Source organism: Umezawaea sp. Da 62-37 (genome assembly GCF_032460545.1).
Classification (GTDB): Bacteria; Actinomycetota; Actinomycetes; order Mycobacteriales; family Pseudonocardiaceae; genus Umezawaea.
The window spans coordinates 10,206,258-10,230,533 of the sequence record NZ_CP135965.1 but is presented as its reverse complement, the minus strand read 5'-3'; the positions used below and the strand labels follow the sequence as shown (position 1 = coordinate 10,230,533).

Genomic DNA, 24,276 nt, shown 5'->3' with positions numbered 1-24,276 from the left:
AGCGGGCGACTTCCCGTCTCAGCAGGCCGGTTCCTCGTCGCACGGGACGCCGATCCCGGCTCTTGCCCGACCCCTGTTCCGGGCGGGCAGCACCCCCGTCCCCTGTCGATCCCTACTCCTTCTCCGACCGGAGGGGGCAAGACGGCGGCTGGATGCGACCGGGAAGTCGCGCTACGTTGGGAGCGCTCCCAGAATGCGTCCTCCACCCTGTTTGAGGAGCCCGACCATGTTGCGACAGCGTTGTCGCCCGACCACCCTGACGGCCGGCCTGCTGGTGCTGGCCCTGTCCGCGTTCCTGCTGCCTTCGTTAACGGTTGGCGGCACCGCCGCGGCCGACACCTCCCTCACCCGCGCCGTGCCGCTCACCGGACTGACCGTGGTGTCCGAGCAAGTGGCGTCCGGTCTGCGGCGTCCGGTCGCGATCACCGGACTCCCCGACGGCCGGATGCTCATCGCGGAGAAGGGCGGCACCGTCCGCTCCTACCACCCCGACACCGGCCTCGCGGCCGCACCCGTGCTCGACCTGACCAGCCGGATCGACGTGTCGGACAACGAGCGCGGCCTCCTCGGCATCACACCCGCGCCGAACTTCGCCCGGACCGGAATGCTCTACGTGGCCTACACAAGCCTGCCCTCCGGCACGCTGACCCTGGCCAGGGTGCCCATCGGCGCCCCCGAACGGACGCAGGTGCTGCTCACCCAGGCGCACGCCGAGTTCGGCAACCACAACGGCGGACAGGTCGCGTTCGGCCGCGACGGCTACCTCTACTGGTCCCTCGGCGACGGCGGCAACGCGAACGACCCGTTCAAGTCCGGCCAGGACCTCGGCACCCTGCTCGGCAAGATCGTGCGGATCGACGTCAACCGCGCCTGCGGGGCGACGCCCTACTGCGTGCCCCCCAACAACCCGTTCGTCCGCGTGCCGGGCGCGCGGCCGGAGATCTGGCTCTACGGGCTGCGCAACCCGTGGCGGTTCTCCGTCGACCCGGTCGACGGCTCCCTGTGGATCGGTGACGTCGGCCAGGGCCTGGTCGAGGAGATCGACCACATCCGCCCGTCGCAGGGCGGGGCGAACCTCGGCTGGTCCTGCCGGGAGGGCACCCCGGTGTTCGACCCGCTGCAGTGCAAGGCGGGCGGGAAGTACACCGACCCGGTCTTCGAGTACGACCACTACAACGGCAACTGCTCCGTCACCGGCGGCGTGGTCTACCGCGGAACCCGAACCCCGCAGGCGCAGGGGACCTACGTCGCGAGCGACTACTGCTCGACCCTCGTGTTCGCCGTGCGCCCCAGGCCCGACGGCAGCTACGAGTCCGCCACCATCGGCAACTTCCCCACCCAACCGACCGCCATCGGCACCGACGTGCACGGCGAACTGTACGTGCTCAGCGACCTTCCGGGATGGCTGAACCGAGTGCGGTTCGAGCAGGTCCAGCCTGCCCTTCGCGGGGTGGCGAACCGCTGATGCCCCAGGGCGGACCTCGCTCGTGAGATCGCCGGGGACGGCCGTTGCCGAACGGCCGTCCCCGGCTCGCGCTTTACCGTCGTGGGCTCAGCGACGCGCGTCGGCTGCCGCCCACCAGCGAACGCGACATCCGATCCCCGCCGAGGTCGACGGAAGTCGCATGTGGACGGACGAGGGCGTCGCCGGGCACCGCGTCCAGGGCCCGAACGCGACAGCTCATCACTTCGCGGGCGCCGAGGAGGCACGGCAGTGGTCGCGGACCGACACGGCAACCTCCGCCCCGCGGCCCAAGCCGGCCGCGACCCTGGTCGTGAGCGGGAGGTGGGGTTGTCAGGATCGCCGCGTCGACCGGGTGACCACCCCGCGCGGGTAGGCTTGGCGTCCACCCGGAGCGACTCGAGGAGAACCCGCGCATGGCCCGGCCCGAGGTCGCCGCAGACGACGTGGACGCGCTCACCGACGCGGTCCTCACCGCTTCGCGGCTGCTGGTCGCGGTGTCGGCCAGGTCCATAGCCGCGGTCGAGGAGACGATCACCCTGGCCCAGTTGCGGCTGCTGGTGGTGCTGGACAGCCGAGGACCGATGAAGCTGATCGGACTGGCCGAACTGCTGGCGGTGAACCCGTCGGCGGCCACGCGGATGGTGGACCGGCTCGTCGCGGTGGACATGGTCGACCGACGGCCGAACCCGGCGACGCGCCGCGAGGTCGTCATCGGGTTGACCCCGGTCGGCGAGCAGGTCGTGCGCGGCGTCACCCGACGGCGGCGGGCGGAGATCGCGAGCATCGTCGCCCGGATGCCCGAACCCGCGCGGTACGGGCTGATCGAAGCCCTGGTCGCCTTCGCCGAAGCCGGGGGCGAGCCGCCCGTTGACGTCCCGCCCGGTGACCTGGCCTGGTTCTGACGGTCCGACCGGCGGAGACCAGGCTTCCCCTTGCGCGACAAGGCCTGACGCAAGAGGGCGCGGATCACCGGGTTCGGCCTCGGCGGGGGTTGAGCCGTCCCCACACGAACAGCACGAGCGCGCCGAAGGCGATCACCACGATGACGTTGATCGTGTCGCCGCTCGTGGCCCCGGTCGTGGGTTGCTGCTGCGCCAGTGGATTCGCCTGGGGTTGCGGTTGCACCGGCGCGGGCTGGTTCGCCACGGCGGCGAGCGCGGGCAGCGGGATGGCCTCGGTGTCGGTGAAGTCGACCATGCCGGTGGCCTCGATCACCTGGATGTGGTCGAGCACGACTTCCATGCAGCGCTCGGCGAACGCGCGGATCTCGGTGTTGCGGGTGCTGCCGCGGATCTGGGCCAGGAACTTGAAGACACCGCCGTGCGCGGCGCGCAGCCGGTTGGCGAACACCTGGTCGAATTCCACGCTGCCCGCCGGTGCGGCCCGCATCTCGGCGAGCCAGGACTTCTGGTCGGCGTTGGGCTCGGTCGGCAGCGCCATGCCGAACTCGGCGCCGAGCTCCAGCACCTTGCGGTCGAGTTCGGCGTGCCCGTCGACCAGGTGGGAGCCTGCGTCCCTCACCTTGGGATTGGCCGACTTCTCGATGCCCATGCGCCCACTGGGCCCCTCCCAGAGACCGGCGAGCCGGACTTTGGTGAGCATGTCGCGCCCAGCGGCGCTCAGCGGTCCCGATGGCGTCGACCGCGTGCCGGGGTCGTCGGCTTGGCGTGCCGCCGCGCTTCCCTCCGGGATGAGGAGCGCTACGACCACGACCGCCGCGCTCGCCATGACCGCTCGCACGAAACGCATGGACATCGGACCTCACCTTCGTACGGCTTACCACCCGTGAACCGGACTACGGCCACACCGGAAGCCCAGATCATTGCCCCAGGCAAACGTTACCTTCCCGTTACCTCGCAGCTCGACGGCGTCCTGGACCGACCAGAAACCAGCGCCCACAGCAAAAACACGAAGGCGGTTTGACCCGGCGCGGCGAGGGGCACCCGGACTCCAGATCCGCTGCCGTGAACCGAGGAGGGCGAGAACATGGGGCTCGACGACAAGTTCGACGCCAAGACCGACCAGCTCAAGGGCGAGGCCAAGGAAGGCATCGGTCGGGCGACCGATGACGAGGGCTTGGAAGCCGAAGGCCGGGGCGACCAGGCGAAGGGCCACATCAAGGAGGCCGTCGAGAAGGTCAAGGACGCCTTCAAGAGCTGATCGTACAAGGGTTTCCGTGGCCGGACGGCGAACAGCCGTCCGGCCACGACGCGTTTACCCTCCCACTGGGGGCAGCGGGCAGGTCACCGGAAGTGGTGCTCAACGCGTTGGCGCGCACGGGCTGGTGGATTTCCGGTTCGACGACTCAGCGCCGAACGAAGCCAGTTCGGCTTTCTCCACCGAGGACCTGTCCGGCGCCTGCGAATGACCACCGGACGCGCCGATGACCAAGGGCCACCGGCGCGTTCGGAAGAAAAGGCTCAGACCTGTTCGGCCACCGGGCTCGATCGCCGCAGGGCCAGCATGTCGGGTACCAGGGTCAGCAGGCCGAGCACGGCGAGAACCGCGCCGATCCACAGTGGACCGCGCAGTCCCAGGCCCCCGTTGATGCCCAGGCCGCCGATCCACGACCCGACCATCACGCCGAGCATGATGCAGGCGGTGTGCACCGAGTTGACCATCATGTTGTTCTGCCCGATCCGCGCCCCGCGCGTCACCAGGGCCGGGTTCATCGACACACCGGTCAGGCCGATCACGACCAGCGCGGCGATCGCGACCACGGCAGACTGGGCGAACAGCGCGAAGAGCACCATCGCGGCGATGGTCACGACCAGACCGACGGCGAGCACCTGGATGGTGAACCGGTCGGCCAGCCTGCCCACCACGTTGTTGCCGACGATCGTGGCCACGCCGTAGATCACGAGCAGCAGCGGGACGATCCCCTCGGAGAACCCGGTGACCTCGGTCAGGATCGGCACGAAGTAGGTGAAGCCCGCGAACGTGGCGCCGATGAGCAGCAGGCTGGTCGCGTAGACGGCCCACAGCTTGCCGCTGCGGAAGATCGCGAGCTGGCCCGCCATCGGCATCGACGGCGGCGCGGGCAGCGGGGGCAGCGCCTTGGCCAACAGCAGGCCGACGAGCACGGCAACGCCCGCCACGGCCGCGAAGCTGATCCGCCAGCCGAACTGCTCGCCGACCAGCGTCGCCGCGGGCAGGCCGAGCACGGTGCCGAACATCAGCCCGCCGAGCACCAGCGACGACGCCCGCGCGAATTTCTCACCGCCGACGAGTTCGGCGCACGCCGTGAGCGCCACGCCGAAGAACGCGGCCGCGGCCACCGCGGTGACAAGGCGGGCCGCCACCATCATCCCGTAGTTCTGCGCCATGGCGCCGAGCACTTGGCCCGCCACGAACACGACGACGAGGCCGAGCAGCGCGTTCTTGCGCGACAACTTCAACAGCGCCACGGTCAACAGTGGACCACCCACCGCCATGGCGCCCGCGTACACGGTCACCAGGTACCCGACGGCCGCGAACGACACGTCGAATTCGGCGGACAGCGCGGGCATCAGCCCCGACACCATGTACTCGCTGGTGGTCAGGGCGAAGATTCCCAAGCCGAGGACGTAGACGGCTAGCGGCATCGGTTCGGACTCCCGAAGTGGTTGATCGGTTGCGGTGGACTAGATGGTGGTGATGATCCGGTCGACGAAGCCGTACTCCAGGGCTTCCTCGGCGGTGAACCACTTGTCGCGGTCCGCGTCCCTCTCGATCGTCTCGACCGTCTGGCCGGTCTGCTCGGCGGTGAGTCGCGCCATCCGCTTCTTCATCTGGGAGAAGATGTTCGCCTGGATCGCGATGTCGGTCGCCGTGCCGCCGATGCCCGCGGAGGGCTGGTGCATCAGGACCTGGGTGCTGGGCAGCACGAAGCGCTTCCCGCGCGCGCCCGAGGAGAGCAGGAACTGGCCCATCGACGCGACGAAGCCCAGGCCGATCGTGGACACGTCCGGCTTGATGTGGTTCATCGTGTCGTAGAGCGCCATGCCGGCCGTGACCGAACCGCCCGGCGAGTTGATGTACATCTGGATGTCGGTTTCATCGTCTTCGGCCGCGAGGACCAGCAACTGCATGGTCAGCCGGTTGGCGATCTCATCGGTCACCTCGGAGCCGAGCAGCACGATCCGTGACCGCAGGAGCTGCTCGTACAACGGGTCGAGCATCGACGGACTTTGCGCGTTGGAGCGGGCTAAGATCGCTGCAGCGAGGTCCACTGTTCCCCCATTTTGACGTCGATAACGTTGTCGTCCGACTACGGAACGTAGCTTGGTTGTCGTCATTCGATCAACTCGACGGACCGCAGTTCGCTAGTGGCGAATTTATCGCCGGCGCGCGTCGGGCGGCTCGTCGCGGAGCAGCACGGTGGCCGCGTAGCCCAGCGAGTTGCCGCGCACGCGCACGACGGTCAACCCGCACTCCAGCAGCAGGGACCGGAACCGGGCTTCGCTGAACGACCTGGAGTAGAAGCCGTCCGAGCCCGTGAACAGCACGCTGCCGTCGCTGGCCAACCGGAACTCCAGTCCGCGCACCCCGCAGCGCGCGTAGTAGGCGTGCCGGACCCTCGTGGCCTCCAACCCCTCGCCGAACACCGAGATCACCGCCGCGCCGGACGCCCCTCCGAGGGACCGCAGGAGCCTCAACGGATGGCGGAAGTTGCCGAGCAGGTTGAACGGCAGCGTGTACAGCGGCCGCTCGCCCACGACGTCCCGGTCCCACAGGTGGTGGTTGAACAGGTCGTCCACCAACGCGCGCGCCCGGTCGGCCATGCCTTCGCGCTCGATCCGCGCGGCGAGCGTGGCGACCGCCCGCGCGTCGAGGTCGACACCCAGGTAGCGGACGCCGAGGTGCCGCGCCACCTCCAACGCGCGCCCGTCGTAGCAGCCGAGTTCGACCAGCGTGTCGCAGCCGAGGTAGGGCATGGCCTCGGCCGTGGCCAGGCTCTCCATCTGCAGCAGCGGCAGGACGTCGTCGGGGAAGTTGGCCAGGGTCATGATGCCCGCCGAACCGGCCGAGTGCGCGTAGAAAGCGGACTCGGGCTGGTGCAGCGCCTGGTGTTGGCCGATGTGTTCTTCGAACAGGTCCGACATCTGAAGCGCAGACTCCTCCGGTGTGGGCGGAACGATCACGCGCGCCTGACCGGTGGCGCCGTGAACCTCCGGTACAGGACATCGCGCAGCACGTCCTCGCCGCCTTCGACCAGCGACACGTGGCGCATGTCCCGCAGCAGCGCGCCGATCGGCACCTCGTCGGTGTAGCCGAGGCCGCCGAACACCTCCGACCCGGTGCTCGCCACCCGCCAGCCCGCTTGGCCGCAGAACACCTTGGCGACGAGCGCGGACTTCAGCGCGCCGCGCCGGGCGAACCGCGCCGCCGCGTCCGGGGACGCCCATATCGCGTCGTAGTCCGCCGCCGCGGCACGGCACTGGCTGCGCATGGTCTCGATCTCGATCTCGACCCCGGCCATCTTGTCGGCGAAGAGCGGGTGCTTGCCGAGCACGCCGCCACGCAGCCGCCTGCCGCCCGCGAAGTCCAGGCACAGGTCGCGGACGCGCCGGGCCATGCCCACCGCGGTGGCCGCGATGAGCACCCGGCTGGCGTTGAGCCCCACCTCCAGCAGCCGCAGGCCGTGACCGTCGAGCACGTTGCCCGCCGGTACGGCGCAGTCGGCCAACTCCACCCGGTGCACCGGTGAACCCGCCAGGCCCGCGGTGCGCCACGGCTCGGACACCACCAACCCGTCCGCGTCGCGCGGCACGACGACGGCCACGTGCGGCTGGTCGTCCGCACCGGCCACGTGCCGGGCCACCACGAGCAGGTAGCGGGCGCTGTCGGCGTTCGTGGAGAACAACTTCTCGCCGCTGAGGACCACGGTGTCGCCCTTGGCCACGGCCGTGGTCCGCAACCGGTCGAGTTCGCTGCCCGCGTCCCGTTCGGTGACCGCGGTGGCGAAGAAGCCGCCCTCCCGGCCAAGGGTGCCGAGCACGTCGGCGCGGAGCGCCTCGTCGCCGTAGAGGGAGACCAGCGTCGAGCCGATGACGCCCACCAGTGACGAGAAGGCGAACCCGGCGTCGGCGTAGGCCAACTCGTCGACCACGTCCACACCCTCGCGCAAGGACAGGCCGCGGCCGCCGTGCCCGACGGGCAGCCACCAGTTCGCCAGGCCTGCGGCGTGCCAGGCCGCGGTGCGGGCCGTGAGGTCCGCGGGGCCGTCGAGCAGGTGCGTCCTGGCGAACGCGCGCACTTCCTGACGCAGGTCCATGACCTACGCGGACCGCGCCCTGGTGGCGAACCGGAGCAGTTCGCCCACGGTCTCCACCTCGTCCAACTCCTCGTCCGACGCGACGACGCCGAACTCCTTGCGCAGCTTCATCGCCAGCTCCACCAGGACCAGCGAGTCGAAACCCAGGTCCTCCAGCGGAGTCTCCGACGTGATGTCCTCGACGGGCACCTCGCTGATCTCGCCGATCAGCACCACGAGCCGGTCTTCGACCTCAGAGCGCATGACGTGTCCCCCCTAGATGCTGATGTCGTTGATCTTGGGCCAGCGCACCGCGACCGACCCCCAGGTCAGCCCCGCGCCGAACCCCGTGAGCACGACGTTGTGCCCGGAGCGCAAGCCCTGGTGGCGCATCCCGTGCCCGAGGGCGAGCGGGATCGACGCGGCGACGGTGTTGCCGACGTCGGCGATGTTGCTGACGACGCGGTCGGCGGGCAGGTCGAGCTGGTCCGCGACCGCGGCGAGGATGCGGGCGTTGGCCTGGTGCGGCACCAGCCTGTCCACGTCCGCGGTCGACCACCCGACCCGGTCCAGCACCCGGTGCACGGAGTCGGTCATCGCGGTGACCGCCTTGGTGAACACCGGCTTGCCCTCCATGTGGAAGTAGCCGCGCGTCACGCCGTCCGCCCGTTCGGCCCGTCCCACCGCGGGCACTTCGAGCAGCCCGACGTGCTCGCCGTCGCTGCCCAGGTCGAACGCGAGCAGCGCGCCGTCCTCGTCGGACTCGCCCGCCCGCAGCACGACCGCGCCCGAGCCGTCGCCGATGAGCGCCCTGGTGGACCGGTCTTCCGGGTCCAGGGTGTCGCTGAACTTGTCCGCGCCGATGAGCAGCGCGCTGTCGAACAACCCCGAGCCGATCAGGGACGCGGCCGTGGCGAGACCGTAGATGAAACCGGTGCAGGCGGCCGACACGTCGAACGCGGGTGTGCCGGACATGCCGAGCCGGGACGCTACGGTGGGCGCGGTGGCCGGGCACTGCCGGTCGGGTGTGGTGGTGGCGACCACGACGACGTCGACGCGCGTGCGGCCCGCCGAGGCCAGCGCGCGTTCACCGGCCGCCACCGCGAGGTCGCCGGTGGTGGTCCGCTCGTCCGCGATGTACCGCTGCCGGATGCCGGTGCGGCTGCGGATCCAGGTGTCGGAGGTGTCGAGCGCCTCGGCGAGCATGTCGTTGGTCAGCACGTCGGGCGGCACGTGGGTGCCGAGCCCGGCGAGCACCGCGGCCCGTGCCACGGCTCAGCCCTGCACGATCGCCGCGGCGGCGTCGGCCCCGCCGAGCGCTTCCAGGTGCCGCAACGGGTTCCAGAAGTCCCGGTACAGCAGGATGTGCTCGCCGTCGGTCCGCACGACCGAGATGTAGTCCTGGACGAGCTTGAGGCCGGACTGCGTGGCCGTGCCGTCGCCGTGGAACTCGCCGATCGCCAGGTTCGGCTCGGCGGTCCCGTAGAACGCGACCTCGGTGAACTTCACCGTCAGGTGCTCGGGGAACTTCTGCATGTGCTGCCAGATGGCTTCGCGGCCCTCGAAGCGGTTGGGCCAGCCGTCCGGGGCGTAGGGGAACTCCAGCACGCCCTCGGGGTGGAACAGGTCGCACCAGCCGCGCGCGTCGCCGGTCTCGAGCAGTTCCAGACTGCGGGACAGGATCTCCTGGGCGTTCATGCGGACGTCCTTCCGGTGAGCACGGGCTGGGGGGTGACGGGCACGCTGATCAGGGCGCGCAGGAAGGTGATCGGCAGCCAGACGAGTTCGTCGTGCGGCACGGCGAGGCGCAGGTCCGGGAAGCGGGCGAGCAGCTTGCCGATCGCCACCCGCGCCTCCAGCCTGGCCAGCGGCGCGCCGACGCAGTAGTGCACGCCGTGGCCGTAGCCGAGGTGCCCGTCGGCTTTGCGGGTCAGTTCGAGCCGGTCCGGGTCGGTGAACCTCTCGGGGTCGTGGTTGGCCGTCAGGTTGGAGACCAGCACGTACTCCCCCGCCGGGATGGTGACGCCGTCGAGTTCGACGTCCTCGACGGTGAACCGGAGCATCGACGCGCGGACCGCGCTGTCGTAGCGGACCAGTTCCTCCAGCGCGTTGGGCAGGAGGTCTGGGTCGGCGCGCAGAGCCGCGGCCTGCTCGGGGTGGACGAGCAGCGTGACGACCGCGTTGCCGATCATGTTCATGGTCGTCTCGAACCCGGCCATGAGCAGCAGGTGCGCCATCGCGACCAGTTCGGCGGGCGACAGCTCGCCGGACTCGTCCGCGGCCTGGACGAGCGCGCTCAGCACGTCGTCGGCCGGGTCGCGGCGCTTGACCTCCAGCAGGCCGCGCAGGTACTGGGCCTGTTCCTCGGCCAGGGCTTCGGCGGCCTCCGGCGACAGCAGTTCGGCCTGCCGCTCCCACGCCGAGCGCACGTGGTCGCGTTCGGCGGGCGGCACGCCGAGCAGTTCGCAGATCACCCCGATGGTCAGCGGGACGGCGAAGTCGCCCATCAGGTCGGCCTGCTCGCGGGTGGCCATCGCGTCCAGCAGCTCGTCGGTCAGCCGCTCGATGTGCGGGCGCAGCAGTTCGACCCGACGGCTGGTGAACGCGCGACCGACCAGCGCGCGCAGCCTGGTGTGGTCGGGCGGGTCGGCGTTGAGCATGTGCGCGGTGAGCGAGGCTCCGATGGCCTCCCGCTGCTCCCCCGTGCGCTTGGCGTACAGCTCGGCCGCCTGCTTGGCGTCCCGCCGCACACCGGGGTGCGACAACACCTTCTTCGCGTCGTGGTAGCGGGTGACCACCCACACCGGGTGGTCGGGGGCGAGGTGGGCGGGTCGGGCCGCGCCGTCCACCTGGAGGCCGTCGTAGAGGGGGTGCAGCGGTGAGATCAGCTCTTCGCCGAGGCGGAGTTCAGGACCCGACACGGTGTGCCTCCTGGTCGGTGGGCAGCGGGGTGACGATCTTGCGGAACATCGAGTCGACGGCGGTGTCCGGCAGCAGCCGCGCCAGGAGGCTGCCTCGCCGGACGTCGGAGCCGACGCGGTAGCGGGTCTTGGGCTTCACCGAGGTGAGCGCGGCCCGGATGGCGTCGGCCACCTCGGCGGGCCGGGTCTTGCTGTCCTTCGCGGTCTGCTCGTTGAGGTGCATGAACCGCACGAAGGTCGCGCGGTAGAGGTCGGCGACGGCGGCGGGCGCGGCGGACAGCGCGTCCTGGCCGTCCTGGGCGATCTTGGCCCAGATCGGGGTCCAGATCGCGCCGGGGCTGACCACGGACACCACCACGCCCATCGGCGCCAGTTCGCGGCGCAGGGCGTCGCTCATGCCCTCCTTGGCGAACTGCGCCGCGGAGTACGGCCCCAGGTACGGGATCGCGACCGTCCCCAGCCCGGAGGTCACGTTGACCAGCCTGCCGCGCGCGGCGCGCAGCAGTGGCAGGTACGCCTGGGTGACCGCGAGCTGGCCGACCACGTTGACTTCCAGCTGCCTGCGCAGCAGATCGGTGGACACGACCTCCAGCGGTGCGGAGATGCAGATGCCGGCGTTGTTCACCAGCCCCCACAGGCCGCGGTCGCCGACCTTCCCGGCGACCTGCTCCGCCGAAGCGGCGATGGACGCCCCGTCGGTCACGTCGAGCACGACGTGCTCGATCCGGCCGGACGGGCAGTCGGCGACGAGCCGGTCCCCGTCCTCGGTCTTGCGCACCGCGCCCAGGACCCGGAAGCCCCGCTCGGCCAGGTGCAGCGCGGTTTCCCGGCCGAGGCCGGTCGACGCGCCGGTGATCAGCACGGTCTTGCCGCTCGGCGGCAGTGTCCTGCTCTTGGCGGTGAACACCATCTGCTCCTCACGCGCCCGCGGGCGAACTCTGGGTGATCTCCGACAGCAAGGTGTCCAGCGAGTCGTCCGCCATGCGCCTCGCGCGGTCGTCCGGCACCGCGTCGGCGATGTAGGTGAAGTTCCAGAACAGCTTGCCGTGGCTGGAGTTGACGGTGGCCACGAAGTAGCCGTTGACCGAGATGCCGGTGAGGAACTGGGCGTCGGACACCAGCCAGGGCCCGATCCGGTCGGGGAAGGCGTACCGGCCGATGTTGGACGAGCACAGGTTGATCGGGCCCTCGGCCTCCATGAACTCCATGAACGGCCGCGCCTGCTCCACCGAAGGCGGGCACGCCCCGACCACCATCGTGACGAGGTTGAAGTGGTCGCCCTTGAGCTTGCGCTCGACGAGGTCGTCGGTGATCGCGCGGGCGAGGTCCCAGAACGGCAGCTCCGGATCGACCACGGACGGCACGGTGGCCACGTAGGTGCCGACCTCGTCGGGGCGCACGGGTGGTTCCAGCTCGCCCCGGAAGTCGATGGGGGAACCGACCGCGAAGTGGTCGTGCTCGCCGCCCGCGTCCGCGGCCGCGGCCCGGACCAGCGCGGCGGTGATCGCGCCGTGCACGGTGGTGCCGTGCTCGCGTGCCGCGCGGGCCAGGGCGTCCAGTTGCTCCCCGGTCAGCTCGCGGTGCAGCAGGCGGGATCGGCGTTCCCCCAACGGGACGCGGGTGGTCGGCTCGACCCGGCCCGGCCGCGTGCGCGCCATCAGCTCCTCGTCACGGGCGGTCTGCTCGGCCAGCCGTGCCGCCCCCTCCTCGCCGGTGTGCCGGGCGGGTCGCAGCGCGTCGGGCGGCGGCAGTTCGCGCGACGACTCCACCGGCTCGTCGCCCGCGGCCAGTTCCAACCACTGCCGCGCCAACGCGAGCACCGTCGTGCCGTCGGCGATGATGTGCGGCACGACGACCAGCAGGTCGTGCACGTCGCCGTCGCCGATCACCACGGCGCGGGCGAGCGGACCGACGGCCGGGTCGACGCGGTCGAGCAGCTCGCGCTCGTCGACCTCGCGGATCCACTGGTCGTCGTGCTCGCGCCGGACGTGCCGCAGCGGGATCGGGCGGTCGGTGGGGACCCACCGCGGGTCGAGCCCGTCGTCGTCCTCGATCGCGAGCCGCAGCAGCGGGTGCCTGGCCTGCAACGCGTCCAGCCCGCGGCGCAGCGCTTCGGCCGACAGCTCGCCGCGCACCCTGGTGCGGGAGACGACGTTGAGCGTGGAGAGCTGGTCGCACAGCCAGTACCAGCGCTCCACCGGGGACAGCGGGCGGATCGGCGTGGCCATCACTCGACTCCGGGGAAGATCAGGGCCTGCTCGTTCTGCCGGTCGAGCGTCCGCTCGGGGACGAACCGGAAGTACAGGCCGCGGGTGAGGGTCTGGAACGGGTTCTGCAGCTGCTCGGTGCGGCTCAGGCCGCGCGACGCCAGGACCATGCCCCGCGCGCGCTCGCGCCGCCGGTCCTCGTAGGCGCGCAACGCGGTCTGCGGGTCGTCGATGGTCTTGAGGCAGTGCGCGAGCACCGCGCCGTCCTCGATGGCGATGGCGGCGCCCTGGCCGAGGCTGGTCAGCATCGGGTGGGCCGCGTCGCCGAGCAGGGTCACCGGCCCGTCGCCCCACCGCTCGAGGAACGGCCGGTCCTGGGCGGGCAGGCTGGTGATGCCCTCCTCCGGGGTGGCGGCGATGACCTGCTGCACCTCGTCGGCCCAGCCGGAGTAGAGGCTCTGCACGGCCGCCTTGCCGCCCCGCCAGTCCGCCGCCCGCTCGGCGGGCATGTTCCTGGTGCCCCACCAGTAGACGTCGCCACCACCGATGTCGACCAGGCCGAACCGCTGGCCCCTGCCCCAGTAGTGCGCGGCGTAGGCGTGCGTGACCTTGGGGTGGCGGAACGCGGGCGTCGCACGCCACACCACGTAGTTGTAGTCCAGCGGGCGCTCCGGGCCGGTGAGCCCGCGGCGGATCACCGAGTTGAAGCCGTCCGCGCCGATCAGCACGTCGGCGCGGACCTCGCGGCCGTCCTCGAAGGACACCACCACGCCGTCGCCGTCGCGGGTGTGGCCGGTGGCGGCCGCGCCGAGCTCGATCTTGGCGTCCGCCGCCTGCTCCAGCAGGGCCTGCTGGAGGCTCGCCCGGTGGATGGCCAGGTTCGGCTGCCCGGTCCGGCGGGCGAGGTCGCCGAAGTGGATCGTCCTGATCGGCCTGCCGCGCTTGGTCAGGAAGCTCAACGACTCGAACACCAGCGACCGGCCGTCGAACTCGGGCGTGACGCCGACCGCGGCCAGCGCGGAGAGGGCGTTGCTCATCAGCGACAGCGCCGAGCCGACCGGGCGCAGTTCCCCCGCCCGCTCGTACACCTCGACCTCGAACCCGGCCCTGCCCAGCGCCGCGGCGGCCGTGAGACCACCCATGCCCGCGCCGACGATGACGATCTTCTTGCGGTTGCTCACGGTGCGGTCCCCTCGGCCCGGTTCGGGCTCAGCAGCGCGGTGATGGCGTCGGCGACGCCCGCGACGTGCGGTTCCTCCATCAGCACCAGGTGGTCGCCGGACACGTCGACGACGTCGAGCCGTCCGGTGGTCCAGTGCTGCCAACCGTTGGTCGGGTCGTCGTGGAGGGTGCCCGCGGCCAGGTGCATCGGTTTGAGCGAGTCCGGCAGCGGCCCGTCCGCGCGCAGCAGCGTCACGTCGAGGTCGGTCACCGGTGGCCGGTAGTCGATCAACGCCCGCCAGTTGGCCCGGAACAACTCGTACAACCGCCGCACGGTCGCGCGCGAGGTGTCCCAGGGCAGCACGCCCGCGCTCATCGCGCGGTCGAGGACCCGGTCCAGCTTCTCCTCCTCGGAGAACTCCGCGGGCAGCGGTTCGACCGCGTCCAGACTGCGCTCGAACCACACCAGTTCCCAGTAGAAGAACTCCATCAGCGTGTCGTCGGTGACCTCCACGTCGTGGTCGCGGCGCATGGTGATCGAGTCGAGCAGCACCAGTTCCGACACCGCGTCGGGGTCCTCGGCCCGCAGCACGCGGGCCATCTCGTAGGCGACGAACCCGCCGAACGACCACCCGCCGAGCACGTACGGTCCTTCCGGCCGCACGCGCCGGATCGCGGCGAGGTAGGCGGCGGCCATCTCCTCGATGGACCGGGTGGGCGTGCTGCCCTGGTCGCTGCCCGCGGCCTGCAACGCGTAGACCGGCTGGTCGGGCCGCAGGTGGCGGGCGATGGGCAGGTAGCACAGCACGTGCCCGCCCAGCGGGTGCACGAGGAACAGCGGCGGCCGGTCGCCGTCGCGGCGGATCGGCACCAGCGGGTCGAACTCCGCCACCGCCGACTTCACCCGCAGCCGTTCGGCCAGCCCCGCCACGGTCGGCGTCTCGATCAGCGCGGCCAGCGGAACGCCGACGCCGTAGCGCTTCTCGATCGTGACGACGAGCCTCATGGCGGTCAACGACGTGCCGCCGTGGGTGAAGAAGTCGTCGTCCACACCGATCTCCGACACGTCGAGCAGTTCGGTGAAGACCTCGGCGAGGTTGCGCTCGTACTCGTCGCGCGGCAGCACCCGGTCCGCGGAATCGGGCCGCGCCAACGGGATCAGGCGCAACGCGGCGTCGTCGCGCTTGCCGCTGGGCGTCAACGGGAAGGCGTCCAGCCACCCGAAGTGCGACGGCACCATGTACTCCGGCAGTTCCGCGCGCAACGACCCGGCCAGGTCGGCCACGTCGACGCCGTCGGCCTCACCGGTGAGGAACGCGGCCAGGAACGCGTCGCCGTCGGGCCGGGTGCGGGCGACCACCGCCGCGCCGTGCAGGCCGGGGTGCCGCTCCGCTCGGCGCATGATCACCAGTTCCACCTCGGCGGGCTCGATGCGGAACCCGCGGACCTTCACCTGGGTGTCCGCCCTGCCGAGCCAGACCACGCCGCCGTCGGGCAGCAGCCGACCGAGGTCACCGGTGCGGTAGAGCCGGGCGCCCTCGCGCCACGGGTGCGGCAGGAACCGCTCCCTGGTCAGGTCGGGCGCGCGGTGGTACCCGCGGGCCAGGCAGTCGCCGCCGAGGAAGATCTCGCCGGTCACGCCGACCGGGACCGGCTCCAGGTCCGGGTCGAGCACCTGCACCTCGACGCCGTCCAGCGGCCTGCCGATCGGCGGCAGGTCGGGGAAGCCCGCCGGGTCGCCGGTGAGCGTGTGGTAGGTGACCTGGTGGGTCTCGGTCGGCCCGTACTGGTTCTCCAGCACCAGGCCGGGCACGGCCGCGGCGAACGCGCGCACCTCCTCGGTGATCCGCATCTGCTCGCCGGACGACACGACCACGCGCAACGCGCCCGGCCGCAGGCCCACCGCGTTGGACGCCTCGGCGAGCCGCTGGAACGCGACCGCGGGCAGCAGCACCCGCTGCACCCGGTACCGGTCCAGCAACCGCAGCAGGGCGAACGGGTCGAGCCTGGTCCCGTCGGTCACCAGCCGCAGCTCGCCGCCGCCGCACAGGGTCGAGAAGATCTCCTGGAACGACATGTCGAAGCTCAGCGGCGCGAACTGGAGCGTGCGCAGGCCCGGTTCGCCGCTGGGCACCCGCAGCTGCCACTGGGTGTACCCCGCCCACATCCGGTGCGTCAGCTCGACGCCCTTGGGCCTGCCGGTCGAGCCGGAGGTGAACAGCAGCAGCGCCAGGTCGTCGAGGTCCGGTGTCGGCAGCCCGACGTGGTTCGCGGTGTCGGCGGTGATGTCGGCGACCGGGATGACGGTCCCGTCGTCCTGCGCCACGTGCGCGTGCTCGGGGTGCGCGATCACCCGGTGCGGCCGGGCCGTGTCCAGGATCAGCGCGAGCCGGTGCGCGGGGTAGCTCACGTCCAGCGGCGCGCAGACCAGCCCGGCCCGCAGCACACCCCAGATCACCGCGATCATCTCCGGCGACCGGTTGAGCGCCACGCCGATGATCGCGCCGGGTTCCGCGCCGTCGCCGATCAACCTGGTGGCCACCGACCTGGACACCCGTTCCAGGTCCCGGTAGGTCCACGGCCGCTCGTCGCCGAGCGCGACCGCGGAGGCGTCCGGCGTGGCCTCGGCCTGCCGGACGAACCGGGTCACCACGTCGACCAGCGACTCGGGGTGCGGCACGACGTCCTTGCGCGCGGCGAGGAACGCGAAGTCGACCGCGCCGTGCGGGTCGGCCACGAGTTCGCGCAGCACGCCGACGTAGGTGTCGGCGATCAGCGCCGCCTGGTCGCGGGTGATCGTGCGGCCGTCGGTGTCGACCCGCAGGAACGTGCCGTCGCCAACCGGGTCGGCGATCACGTTGACGAACAGCGCGAAGTTGGTCTCCTCCCACACCCGCAGGTCGGTCAGCTCCCGCAGCGCCTCCAGCACGTGCAGGTCCACGTAGTTGAACGCGGTCAGGAGCACCCCGCCGTGCGCCTGCTGGATCGCGCTGAGCGGGTAGCGCCGGTGCTCGTGGCCGTCCAGTTCCTGCCGGAACAGGTCGCGGGCGACGTCCAGCCGGGTGCGGCCGTCGAGGTCCGTGCGGACCGGGACGGTGTTGAGGAACAGGCCCACCATCCGGTCGGCCTCCGGCAGGTCGGGCCTGCCGTGCGCGACGGCGCCGGTGACCACGGTGTCGTTGCCGGAGAACAGGTGCAGGGTGAGGCAGTGCGCGGCGAGGACCAGCGACTTGACCGGCAGCGAGTGCTCGGCCGCGGTGGCCCGGACCCGGTCCAGCAGGTCCGCGGGCAGGTCGACGCGGTGGGACGCGAACCGCGGCTCCTCGACGGGCTCGTGCGCGCGGAACCCGTCCAGCGCGGTCATCGCCGCTCCGTCGAGCAGGTCGGCCCAGTAGCGCGCGGTCTCGGGCGAGATCAGCGCGCGGCGCTCCTCGAGCACCTGCCAGGCGGGCGACGGCGCGGCGGGCGGCGAGGGCTCGCCGCGGTAGAGCGTCATCAGCTCGACGATGACGTTGGCCACGCTCCAGCCGTCGAGGATCGCGTGGTGGAAGCTGAGCACGAGGTCCAGCGCGTCTTCCCGGACGAACCAGGCGAACAGGTGCAGCGGCGCCCGGTCGAGTTCGTAGCGGTGGAACCGGCGCTGCTCGACGTGCCGCCCGATCACGTCCTCCGCGTCGGTGCGCCCGCGCAGGTCCACGACCTCCAAGCCGCCGGTCACGTGCTCGTGCACCAGTTGCAGCGGCTCGGAGAAGCCCGCCAGATCGAACGACGACCGCAGCGCGGGGTGCCTGCCGACCACGGCGGCGAACGCCCGGCGCATGGCCCGCTCGTCCCACTCCGCGGTGAACCGGTAGCGGAACACGTCGTGGTAGACCGAGGAGTCCGGGTGCCTGCTGGAGTGGAACAGCAGCCCGAGGCTGAGCCGGTTGACCGGGAACGCGTCCGCGAGGCCCTCCACCCTCGGACGGTCCACTTCGGACACCAGTTCGAACGGCGCGAGCCGCGACTCCACCGCGACCGCGGCCGAGAGCCTGCCCGCCAGTTCGGCGACGGTGGGGTGGCGCATGAGATCGGCGGGCTCGAACCGCATGCCCCGGCGTTCGGCGCGGGCGCGCAGCCGCAGCATGACGATCGAGTCGCCGCCCAGCGCGAAGTAGTTGTCGTGGACGCCGACCTCCGGCACGCCGAGCACCTCGGCCCACACCGCGGCCAGTTCCGCCTCGACGGCGGTGCGCGGCCTGCCGTCGCGCGGCGTGCCGACGACCTCCGGCAGTTGCCCGCGGTCCAACTTCCCGTTGGGGGACAAGGGGATGTGGCCGATGCGTACGAAGAACGCCGGGATCAGGTGCTCGGGCACCACCTGCGCCATGCGCGCCCGCAGGTCGACCGGGTCCAGGTCGTCGTCGGCCACGAGGTAGGCGACCAGGTGCGTGCCGAGCGCGTCGGAGTGCCGATCGACGACCACCGCTTCGCGCACGCCGGGCAGAGCGGTCACGTGGTCGCGGACCTCGCCCGGCTCGACCCGGTTGCCGCGGATCTTCACCTGGTCGTCCATCCGGCCCAGGTACTCGATCGTGCCGTCGGCCAACCAGCGGGCCCGGTCGCCGGTGCGGTAGAGCGCGCCCTCGCCGGTGAGGTGGTCCGGGACGAACCGCTCGGCGGTGAGCTCGGGCCGGTTCAGGTAGCCGCGCGCCACGCCGACGCCGCCGATGTGGAGTTCGCCGGGCGCGCCCGCGGGCTGCGGCCTGCCCGTGCGGTCCAGCACGTGCAACCGGATGTTGTCGATGGGCGAGCCGATCGGGACGCGGGAGGGCGTGCCGGGAGGGCAGTCGTACGCCGAGACGTCGACCGCGGCCTCGGTGGGGCCGTAGAGGTTGACCAGCCGCGCCCGGTCGCCGAACACCCGGTTGAACCGCGCGACCTGCGCCGGGGGCAGCGCCTCGCCGCTGCAGAACACCAGCCGCAGCGTCGACGCGGCGCGCCGGGCGCGCGGGTCGTCCTCCAGCAGGTCCAGCAGCGGGGCGAACATCGACGGCACGAAGTGGACGACCGTGACGCCGTCGCGTTCGACCGCGCGGAGCACTTCCCCCGGATCCTTCTCGGCGCCGGGCGGCAGCAGCGACAGGCGGGCGCCCGTGAAGCCCCACCAGAACAGTTCCCACACGGACACGTCGAACGACGTCGGGGTCTTCTGCAGCAGCACGTCGTGCTCGCCGATCGGGTACCGGCGCTGCATCCACCACAGCCGGTTCACCACGGACCGGTGCTCGACCATCACGCCCTTGGGGCGGCCGGTGGAACCGGACGTGTAGATGACGTAGGCCAGGTCCCCCGGCGCGGCGAGCGGCGCGACCGGCCCGGCGGACGGCAGGTCGGCCACCCGCAGGGTCGTGCCGATCGAGCCCAGCACGGACGGGTCCACCTCGACGTCGCCGACGAGGGCGACCTTCGCGCCGCTGTCCTCCAGCAGCAGCCGCACGCGTTCACGCGGGTAGGTCGGGTCGACCGGCACGTACGCGCCGCCTGCGAGCTGCGCGCCCAGCACGGCCGGCAGCAGGTGCGGGCCGCGCTCGACCAGCACGGCCACCCGGTCGTCGCGCGCCACGCCGAGGGCGCGCAACGCCGCGGCGACCGCGTCCACCCGCGCGGCCAGTTCGGCGTAGGTGACCGCGGTGCCGTCCGGCTCGACCAGCGCGACGCGCTCCGGCGTCCGCTCGACCTGGCGGGCGAACAGCTCGGGCAGGGTCACGTCGTCGGGGAACGGCGCGTCGGTGGCGTTGCGGGTGTGGACGAGGTCGTGCCACTCCTGCTCCGACAACGGGTCCAGCTCGCCGACCTGCCGCTCACGAGAGGTGGCCAGCGCCCGGAAGTAGGACCGGATGTGCCGTGCCGCGGCCTCGACGGGGAAGTCCGCGTCGAACACGTCCGTCGCGCACTCCAGGTCGACCCGCGGGTCCTCGGCGCGGTCGAACTCCGACACCCAGATCGCCAGGACGTCCTGGTCGTGGGCGTGCGTCTGCGCCACCGTCTCGTAGGTCACGCCCGGAATCGGTGTCGCCGCGGGCTTGCCGAGGTAGGCCACCGTGGTGTCGAACAGCGGCCCGCCGCGCGCCAGGTCGCCCAACGGCAGCCGTTGGTGCTTCAGCAGCGCCCTGGTGTCCTGGCGCACGCTGGACAGCACCTCGTCCACGGTCAGCCCGGCGCGGGTGTCCACGCGCATCGGCAGCGTGTTGGCGAACTGGCCGACGGTCTGCTTGGCCTGGCCGCCCGAGCGGTTGAGCACGGGTACGCCGAGCACCACCTCGTCCACCTGGTGCACCTTCGCCAGGTACAGCGCGACGGCCGCGGAGAAAACCACGAACGGCGACTCGCCGCGCTCCCGGATGGCGTCGACGAGCGACCGCTCCAGCGGGAACGAGTACCGCGCGGTGCGGCGTCGACCACGCGGGCTGCGACGGGCGAACAGCGCCGGTTCGACGCCCGCCAGTGCCCGCTCGAAGAACTCGCGGTCCTCCACGTGCCGAGCGGATCCCTCGTAGGCGTCCGCGCCGATCAGCTCGGTGAACGACGGCGCGGGCACGTCCTCGCCGCCGCTCAGGTACTGCGTGCGCACCCTGGCCAAGAACAGTTGCAGACCCCACGCGTCGCAGATGACGTGGTGCGTCCGAACATACGCGTACAAGCTCTCGCCCGCGTTCAGCAGGACGAGATCGACCAATCGATCCCCGGTCAGGTCGTAAGTTGTTGCGAATTCATCGAGTAGCCACTGCCTGACTTCGGATTCCCGATTCAACCGCAATCGCCGTACGGTGAATTCAGCGTCGTCGACGAGCCTCTGGTACGGTGCCCCGTCGACTTCGGAAAAGCGAAGTCGAAAGGCATCTGTTCGCCGGGCCGCGTCGACCATGGCCTGGACCAGCCGGTCCTCGTCCACGTCGCCGCGGTAGCGGTCATAAATGAAGACGGTGTACTGGTCCAACTCCGGAAATTGAGCTCCGGCCACCCAAATGTCTCGTTGGTAAGGCGACAATTGAATACGAGCAGTACTACCCACCGAGCCCCCAGTGTGCTGCACCGACGAGATCCATCATTCGCGCCGACTGGCGGGGCAACCGTATCAAGGCCGTTCACGTTATTCCAGGTAAGGCGTTTATCACTTGGCACAATTGTCATCCGGGACAAACACCGGTCGGTTCGACCGCTGTCCGCCCGGCTCCGCGACGAGGCGGCGGTGCGTCCGGCTGATGAGCGCGGCGAGCAGCTTCCCGGCCCCGGAGACCGTCTGCGGGTGCAGACCGGTCAGCGCGGCGATGCGGCGCAGCCGGTAGTCCACCGTGCGCGCGTGCACGGCCAGGTGCCGGGCCACCCGCTGCCGGTCCCGGTCGAACGCCAGGTAGAGGTAAAGCGTGTGGATGAACTCCTGGTGGTCCGCCAAGGGGTCCAGCAGGGCCGTCATGGTGGAGGACAGCACGTCGCTGGCGAGCATGGCCTCCTCCAGTGGGTGCGCGTCCACACCCGTCGGACTGGCGGCCAGGGCGAGGCTGGCGTACATCGCGGCGCGACGGGCCTCCGCCACCAACTCGACGCGATCGGCGCCGCGGCCGACTCGGGAGACGCCGATCGGCAGGTTCGCGAACAGCTTCTCCAGCCGGCGCACGAACCGTTCCTGTTCGGCGCGAACGGCCCTGGTCGAGGCGCCGACGAGGAGCGCGGTGACGCACCCCGGCGTGATCAGGTGCCCCGCGCAGTGGTCCAGCACCTCGGCGCAGACCTGACGGCGTCGGTCGACGCAGGTCGTGAAGTCGACCGTGACGGCCACCAGGTGGGTCGCCCCCGCCAACTCCGAGCAGTCTCCGTCGACCTCATCGGGCTCATCGGGCTCGTGCTGGTGTAGGCACCGGGCCGACGTGTCCCCTTCGGGACGCGCGAGCGCGCGGTGGTCAGGCTGGGTCGGGATGAGCGGGGCAGGGCAAGGCGACTCTCGTTGTGATGCCATGAACGAACACATCCCCCAGGGTTGTGCTGCGGTGCGCAGCTCGTCGTGATCGCTGACGAACTTGGTACTCGACTCCCAGTCAACCACCGCCACATGGGTGCGCACCCGTCCAGATGGACCAATGGGGAACGCGCACCACTGGCGACGGCAGACTCAGGCGGTCACAGCGAGTGACCTTGGTATCCGTTCCCCCTCGTGCGCAGGATGTTGACGCTGGTCGACCGGGAGCAGATCGTCCATGGGCCCGCCAAGTCGTTGGAGCACAAGGAAATCACCGCACTGACCGGCCGCGATCCCCTCCGACGACGCCCAAGCGGCCGTCGACGTGGGATGGCGGTCCGGAAATGGCTCTGCACAAGAACATCACGACCACCGGGTTGCCGGGGCGCCGATCAGCGATCTACGTCTTCGAATCGCCGAACAGGCCGGCAGCCAGCACTGTTCCCACCACGACCACGGTCATCGCCGTGGTGTTCACGGAGAACCCGCCCTCCAGGACGCTGGGGACCAGGATTCCCAGTACAAGCGCGGCGACAGGTCCCGCGACGATCGCGATCCGGACGGCCCGACTCACCGGAAGCCCGATGCCGCGCCTGCTGCGAAGCCGCCCACGGACGGGAGGAACGGCAGGCCGACCAGGAAGTCCTCGGTGTCGCGGGTGGAGCTGGAACTTCTGCTGTTGTCCACGACTTCCGGTACCCCGAAAGCGGTTCGGGTGAACATGTGCGTCGATGACACCTTTGATCGTCTTGAACTGGAACTCATCGGCGTCCGCGCCGGTCGGCCTGGTGAAGCGGTGGGTGGATGTGAGCAGTACCGTTGGTTCGGTTGGACTTCCACAGGTCGGCGTTCAGCACCGTCCCCGAACGACTTCCGTCCCGCTCCCACCTTGAGTCGCTGCGGGCTACGGGGCGGTGCGGCCATACACCCCAACGGGACCACTGCCGACCGTCAAGGGTGAATCCTTTCCCCTGCAAGGCGCCGCACAGCCGGTGAGCCGAACATGGGGCGAGTTCCCCTCCCTGCCCGGAGGTCGTGATGTCCTGGCTCAAACGCGTTCCCGCTGTCGTGGCGCTGGTGCTCGGCCTGGTTGCCGGCGTGCTCGGCGTTCCGGCGTCAGCTGAGGTCTTCGACCACTGCGCGATGGCCGCGTGCGGCGACGCCCATGTCTGCCGCGGGCTCGACGTCTACCCGCGTCCGAGCGGCGGACACCGGGACGCGCACCGCACCATCGTCAACCACCACACCCGCGTGGCCTGGTACACCAACCACCACTACAACAACTTCTACCTGCTGCAAAGCCAGTAATGCGTGGAACGAAAGCGCGAACGTGACGGTGGTGGCCGCTCGGGTGTGCGCAAGTCGGACCGGTGACGTGCGGACCCGAAGCCGCTACAGGATCGTCGGCAAAAGCCAAGGCGTGGAAGAACTCCGGGCCACGAGCAGCACCTGCGACGCTTACGGCACCACCGACGCGGTCTTCTGGCAGGGGCTGTCGGGCTCGGTCGGCACCGTGCTCTGCCTGGAAGACCTCAAGAACTGGAGCAGGTCGGCACTCGGCCGGGTACTGCGCGACCGCGAACTCGGCCGGACCACCGAGAAGTGGCCACACGATCGCCAGGTGCCGGGAACGGGATCTCCGCGAGTGGTACCCGGATCGGTCGACGACCATGCCGCGTGGCGCGCTCGACCGGCCCCGATCGACCCGGCGAAGGACGCCGACCAGTCACCGTAGGAGATCACCATCGCAGCCGTCGAAGCCGATCTCGCTTCCCGTCACGGCATCACGCAGTCGGTTCTGCGCACGTCGTGGGTGATGCAGAACTTCGCCGACGACCACCTCCCGGTCATCGACGGGGTGATCACGGCCCCGAGCGCCGGCGGTGGGGAAGCCTTCGTCGACGCGGCCGACATCGCAGCGGTCGCGGCCGAGACGCTGCTGGACCCGAAACCCACGCCTGGACCTCGGGGGCGGAGTGACCAAGATCGTGCTCCCTTCGGGGCGGACAGCCGGTGCAGCCCGCCTTCACCCAGATGATCGGCTTCCGGGTGATCACTGCTTCACGCGAAGACGATGGCAGTCGGCGTCGGCACCCAGGGGATGTGCGCATTGGATCGAGTGCCCGCCGCTGCACATGAAGATCGTCGACTCATCATCGAAGGCGATAAAGTCGTCGACCGTTTCACGTGCAGCGGCAACCACCTCGGGATCCTGCTGGGTAATTCCCAACCAGCCGCCGCTTTTACCGCGTTCCCGTGATTTACGTCGTCACCCTCGACGACACCGGAGT

At 70.9% G+C, this 24,276-nt stretch carries 23 protein-coding genes; 6 read left to right on the top strand and 17 right to left on the bottom strand.

Annotated elements, in window-relative coordinates:
• The first annotated feature begins 226 nt into the window (after positions 1-226).
• Entirely contained in the window at positions 227-1,465 is a 1,239-nt protein-coding gene (locus RM788_RS46035; protein ID WP_315927165.1) for a PQQ-dependent sugar dehydrogenase, read from the top strand.
• Between the two features lie 413 nt (positions 1,466-1,878).
• Positions 1,879-2,367, top strand: coding sequence for a MarR family winged helix-turn-helix transcriptional regulator (locus RM788_RS46030; protein ID WP_315927163.1), 489 nt, complete (start codon positions 1,879-1,881; stop codon positions 2,365-2,367).
• A gap of 64 nt (positions 2,368-2,431) precedes the next feature.
• Here the strand turns inward: RM788_RS46030 and RM788_RS46025 are convergent, their stop codons facing one another.
• Entirely contained in the window at positions 2,432-3,214 is a 783-nt protein-coding gene (locus RM788_RS46025) for a DUF4142 domain-containing protein (RefSeq protein ID WP_315927161.1), read from the bottom strand.
• 237 nt (positions 3,215-3,451) lie between these two features.
• Here RM788_RS46025 and RM788_RS46020 point away from each other — a divergent pair, with 237 nt between their 5' ends.
• On the top strand, positions 3,452-3,625 hold the full coding sequence (locus RM788_RS46020) for a CsbD family protein (RefSeq protein WP_315927159.1): 174 nt from the start codon (positions 3,452-3,454) through the stop codon (positions 3,623-3,625).
• Between the two features lie 260 nt (positions 3,626-3,885).
• Here RM788_RS46020 and RM788_RS46015 read toward each other — a convergent pair whose 3' ends face one another.
• The 15 genes from RM788_RS46015 to RM788_RS45945 form a co-directional block, all read right to left on the bottom strand.
• Positions 3,886-5,049, bottom strand: coding sequence for an MFS transporter (locus RM788_RS46015; RefSeq protein WP_315927157.1), 1,164 nt, complete (start codon positions 5,047-5,049; stop codon positions 3,886-3,888).
• A 39-nt stretch (positions 5,050-5,088) separates the two neighbouring features.
• Positions 5,089-5,625: a ClpP family protease gene (locus RM788_RS46010; RefSeq protein WP_315927155.1), complete on the bottom strand. Its 537-nt coding sequence runs from the start codon at positions 5,623-5,625 to the stop codon at positions 5,089-5,091.
• Between the two features lie 156 nt (positions 5,626-5,781).
• Positions 5,782-6,549: a hypothetical protein gene (locus RM788_RS46005; RefSeq protein ID WP_315927153.1), complete on the bottom strand. Its 768-nt coding sequence runs from the start codon at positions 6,547-6,549 to the stop codon at positions 5,782-5,784.
• A gap of 35 nt (positions 6,550-6,584) precedes the next feature.
• Entirely contained in the window at positions 6,585-7,721 is a 1,137-nt protein-coding gene (locus RM788_RS46000) for an acyl-CoA dehydrogenase family protein (protein WP_315927151.1), read from the bottom strand.
• A 3-nt stretch (positions 7,722-7,724) separates the two neighbouring features.
• Positions 7,725-7,964: an acyl carrier protein gene (locus RM788_RS45995; RefSeq protein ID WP_315927149.1), complete on the bottom strand. Its 240-nt coding sequence runs from the start codon at positions 7,962-7,964 to the stop codon at positions 7,725-7,727.
• A gap of 12 nt (positions 7,965-7,976) precedes the next feature.
• Positions 7,977-8,972: a beta-ketoacyl-ACP synthase III gene (locus RM788_RS45990; protein ID WP_315927146.1), complete on the bottom strand. Its 996-nt coding sequence runs from the start codon at positions 8,970-8,972 to the stop codon at positions 7,977-7,979.
• A gap of 3 nt (positions 8,973-8,975) precedes the next feature.
• Positions 8,976-9,398, bottom strand: coding sequence for a nuclear transport factor 2 family protein (locus RM788_RS45985; protein ID WP_315927144.1), 423 nt, complete (start codon positions 9,396-9,398; stop codon positions 8,976-8,978).
• The gene (locus RM788_RS45980; RefSeq protein ID WP_315927142.1) at positions 9,395-10,621 is read right to left on the bottom strand and encodes a cytochrome P450 family protein; all 1,227 of its coding nucleotides are present in this window, start codon (positions 10,619-10,621) and stop codon (positions 9,395-9,397) included. The genes RM788_RS45985 and RM788_RS45980 overlap by 4 nt, the downstream gene beginning before the upstream one ends.
• On the bottom strand, positions 10,608-11,531 hold the full coding sequence (locus RM788_RS45975) for an SDR family oxidoreductase (RefSeq protein ID WP_315927140.1): 924 nt from the start codon (positions 11,529-11,531) through the stop codon (positions 10,608-10,610). Before RM788_RS45975 ends, RM788_RS45980 begins: the two co-directional genes overlap by 14 nt.
• A 7-nt stretch (positions 11,532-11,538) precedes the next feature.
• On the bottom strand, positions 11,539-12,849 hold the full coding sequence (locus RM788_RS45970; protein WP_315927138.1) for a phthiocerol/phthiodiolone dimycocerosyl transferase family protein: 1,311 nt from the start codon (positions 12,847-12,849) through the stop codon (positions 11,539-11,541).
• Positions 12,849-14,009, bottom strand: a complete 1,161-nt coding sequence (locus RM788_RS45965; protein ID WP_315927135.1) for an FAD-dependent monooxygenase — start codon at positions 14,007-14,009, stop codon at positions 12,849-12,851. The genes RM788_RS45970 and RM788_RS45965 overlap by 1 nt, the downstream gene beginning before the upstream one ends.
• Positions 14,006-21,043 carry a non-ribosomal peptide synthetase gene (locus RM788_RS45960; protein WP_315927133.1) on the bottom strand — a complete coding sequence of 2,346 codons (7,038 nt, stop codon included), beginning with the start codon at positions 21,041-21,043 and terminating at the stop codon, positions 14,006-14,008. The genes RM788_RS45965 and RM788_RS45960 overlap by 4 nt, the downstream gene beginning before the upstream one ends.
• Positions 21,044-21,142: 99 nt before the next feature.
• Positions 21,143-21,829 carry a helix-turn-helix domain-containing protein gene (locus RM788_RS45955; protein WP_315927130.1) on the bottom strand — a complete coding sequence of 229 codons (687 nt, stop codon included), beginning with the start codon at positions 21,827-21,829 and terminating at the stop codon, positions 21,143-21,145.
• 556 nt (positions 21,830-22,385) lie between these two features.
• Positions 22,386-22,559: a hypothetical protein gene (locus RM788_RS45950; protein ID WP_315927128.1), complete on the bottom strand. Its 174-nt coding sequence runs from the start codon at positions 22,557-22,559 to the stop codon at positions 22,386-22,388.
• Entirely contained in the window at positions 22,556-22,708 is a 153-nt protein-coding gene (locus RM788_RS45945) for a hypothetical protein (protein WP_315927126.1), read from the bottom strand. Before RM788_RS45945 ends, RM788_RS45950 begins: the two co-directional genes overlap by 4 nt.
• Positions 22,709-23,023: 315 nt before the next feature.
• On the opposite strand from RM788_RS45945, the gene RM788_RS45940 reads away from it, so the two are divergent.
• Positions 23,024-23,293, top strand: a complete 270-nt coding sequence (locus RM788_RS45940) for a hypothetical protein (RefSeq protein WP_315927124.1) — start codon at positions 23,024-23,026, stop codon at positions 23,291-23,293.
• A 112-nt stretch (positions 23,294-23,405) separates the two neighbouring features.
• The gene (locus RM788_RS45935; protein ID WP_315927122.1) at positions 23,406-23,720 is read left to right on the top strand and encodes a hypothetical protein; all 315 of its coding nucleotides are present in this window, start codon (positions 23,406-23,408) and stop codon (positions 23,718-23,720) included.
• Positions 23,721-23,761: 41 nt separating this feature from the next.
• Here the strand turns inward: RM788_RS45935 and RM788_RS45930 are convergent, their stop codons facing one another.
• A complete protein-coding gene (locus RM788_RS45930) occupies positions 23,762-23,941 on the bottom strand; it encodes a hypothetical protein (RefSeq protein ID WP_315927120.1) in 180 nt (59 codons plus the stop codon).
• 118 nt (positions 23,942-24,059) lie between these two features.
• Between RM788_RS45930 and RM788_RS45925 the strand changes: the two genes are divergently transcribed.
• The gene (locus RM788_RS45925) at positions 24,060-24,245 is read left to right on the top strand and encodes a hypothetical protein (protein WP_315927118.1); all 186 of its coding nucleotides are present in this window, start codon (positions 24,060-24,062) and stop codon (positions 24,243-24,245) included.
• Positions 24,246-24,276: the final 31 nt, after the last annotated feature.

Bases quoted from the DNA above. Each gene is read 5' to 3' on its own strand.
- RM788_RS45995 (WP_315927149.1), bottom strand. From the start codon at position 7,964: ATGCGCTCTGAGGTCGAAGACCGGCTCGTGGTGCTGATCGGCGAGATC.
- RM788_RS46035 (WP_315927165.1), top strand. From the start codon at position 227: ATGTTGCGACAGCGTTGTCGCCCGACCACCCTGACGGCCGGCCTGCTG.
- RM788_RS46010 (WP_315927155.1), bottom strand. From the start codon at position 5,625: ATGCTCGACCCGTTGTACGAGCAGCTCCTGCGGTCACGGATCGTGCTG.
- RM788_RS45975 (WP_315927140.1), bottom strand. From the start codon at position 11,531: ATGGTGTTCACCGCCAAGAGCAGGACACTGCCGCCGAGCGGCAAGACC.
- RM788_RS46015 (WP_315927157.1), bottom strand. From the start codon at position 5,049: ATGCCGCTAGCCGTCTACGTCCTCGGCTTGGGAATCTTCGCCCTGACC.
- RM788_RS46005 (WP_315927153.1), bottom strand. From the start codon at position 6,549: ATGTCGGACCTGTTCGAAGAACACATCGGCCAACACCAGGCGCTGCAC.
- RM788_RS45985 (WP_315927144.1), bottom strand. From the start codon at position 9,398: ATGAACGCCCAGGAGATCCTGTCCCGCAGTCTGGAACTGCTCGAGACC.
- RM788_RS46020 (WP_315927159.1), top strand. From the start codon at position 3,452: ATGGGGCTCGACGACAAGTTCGACGCCAAGACCGACCAGCTCAAGGGC.
- RM788_RS45940 (WP_315927124.1), top strand. From the start codon at position 23,024: ATGTCCTGGCTCAAACGCGTTCCCGCTGTCGTGGCGCTGGTGCTCGGC.
- RM788_RS46000 (WP_315927151.1), bottom strand. From the start codon at position 7,721: ATGGACCTGCGTCAGGAAGTGCGCGCGTTCGCCAGGACGCACCTGCTC.
- RM788_RS46030 (WP_315927163.1), top strand. From the start codon at position 1,879: ATGGCCCGGCCCGAGGTCGCCGCAGACGACGTGGACGCGCTCACCGAC.
- RM788_RS45945 (WP_315927126.1), bottom strand. From the start codon at position 22,708: ATGTTCACCCGAACCGCTTTCGGGGTACCGGAAGTCGTGGACAACAGC.
- RM788_RS46025 (WP_315927161.1), bottom strand. From the start codon at position 3,214: ATGCGTTTCGTGCGAGCGGTCATGGCGAGCGCGGCGGTCGTGGTCGTA.
- RM788_RS45970 (WP_315927138.1), bottom strand. From the start codon at position 12,849: ATGGCCACGCCGATCCGCCCGCTGTCCCCGGTGGAGCGCTGGTACTGG.
- RM788_RS45925 (WP_315927118.1), top strand. From the start codon at position 24,060: ATGGCAGTCGGCGTCGGCACCCAGGGGATGTGCGCATTGGATCGAGTG.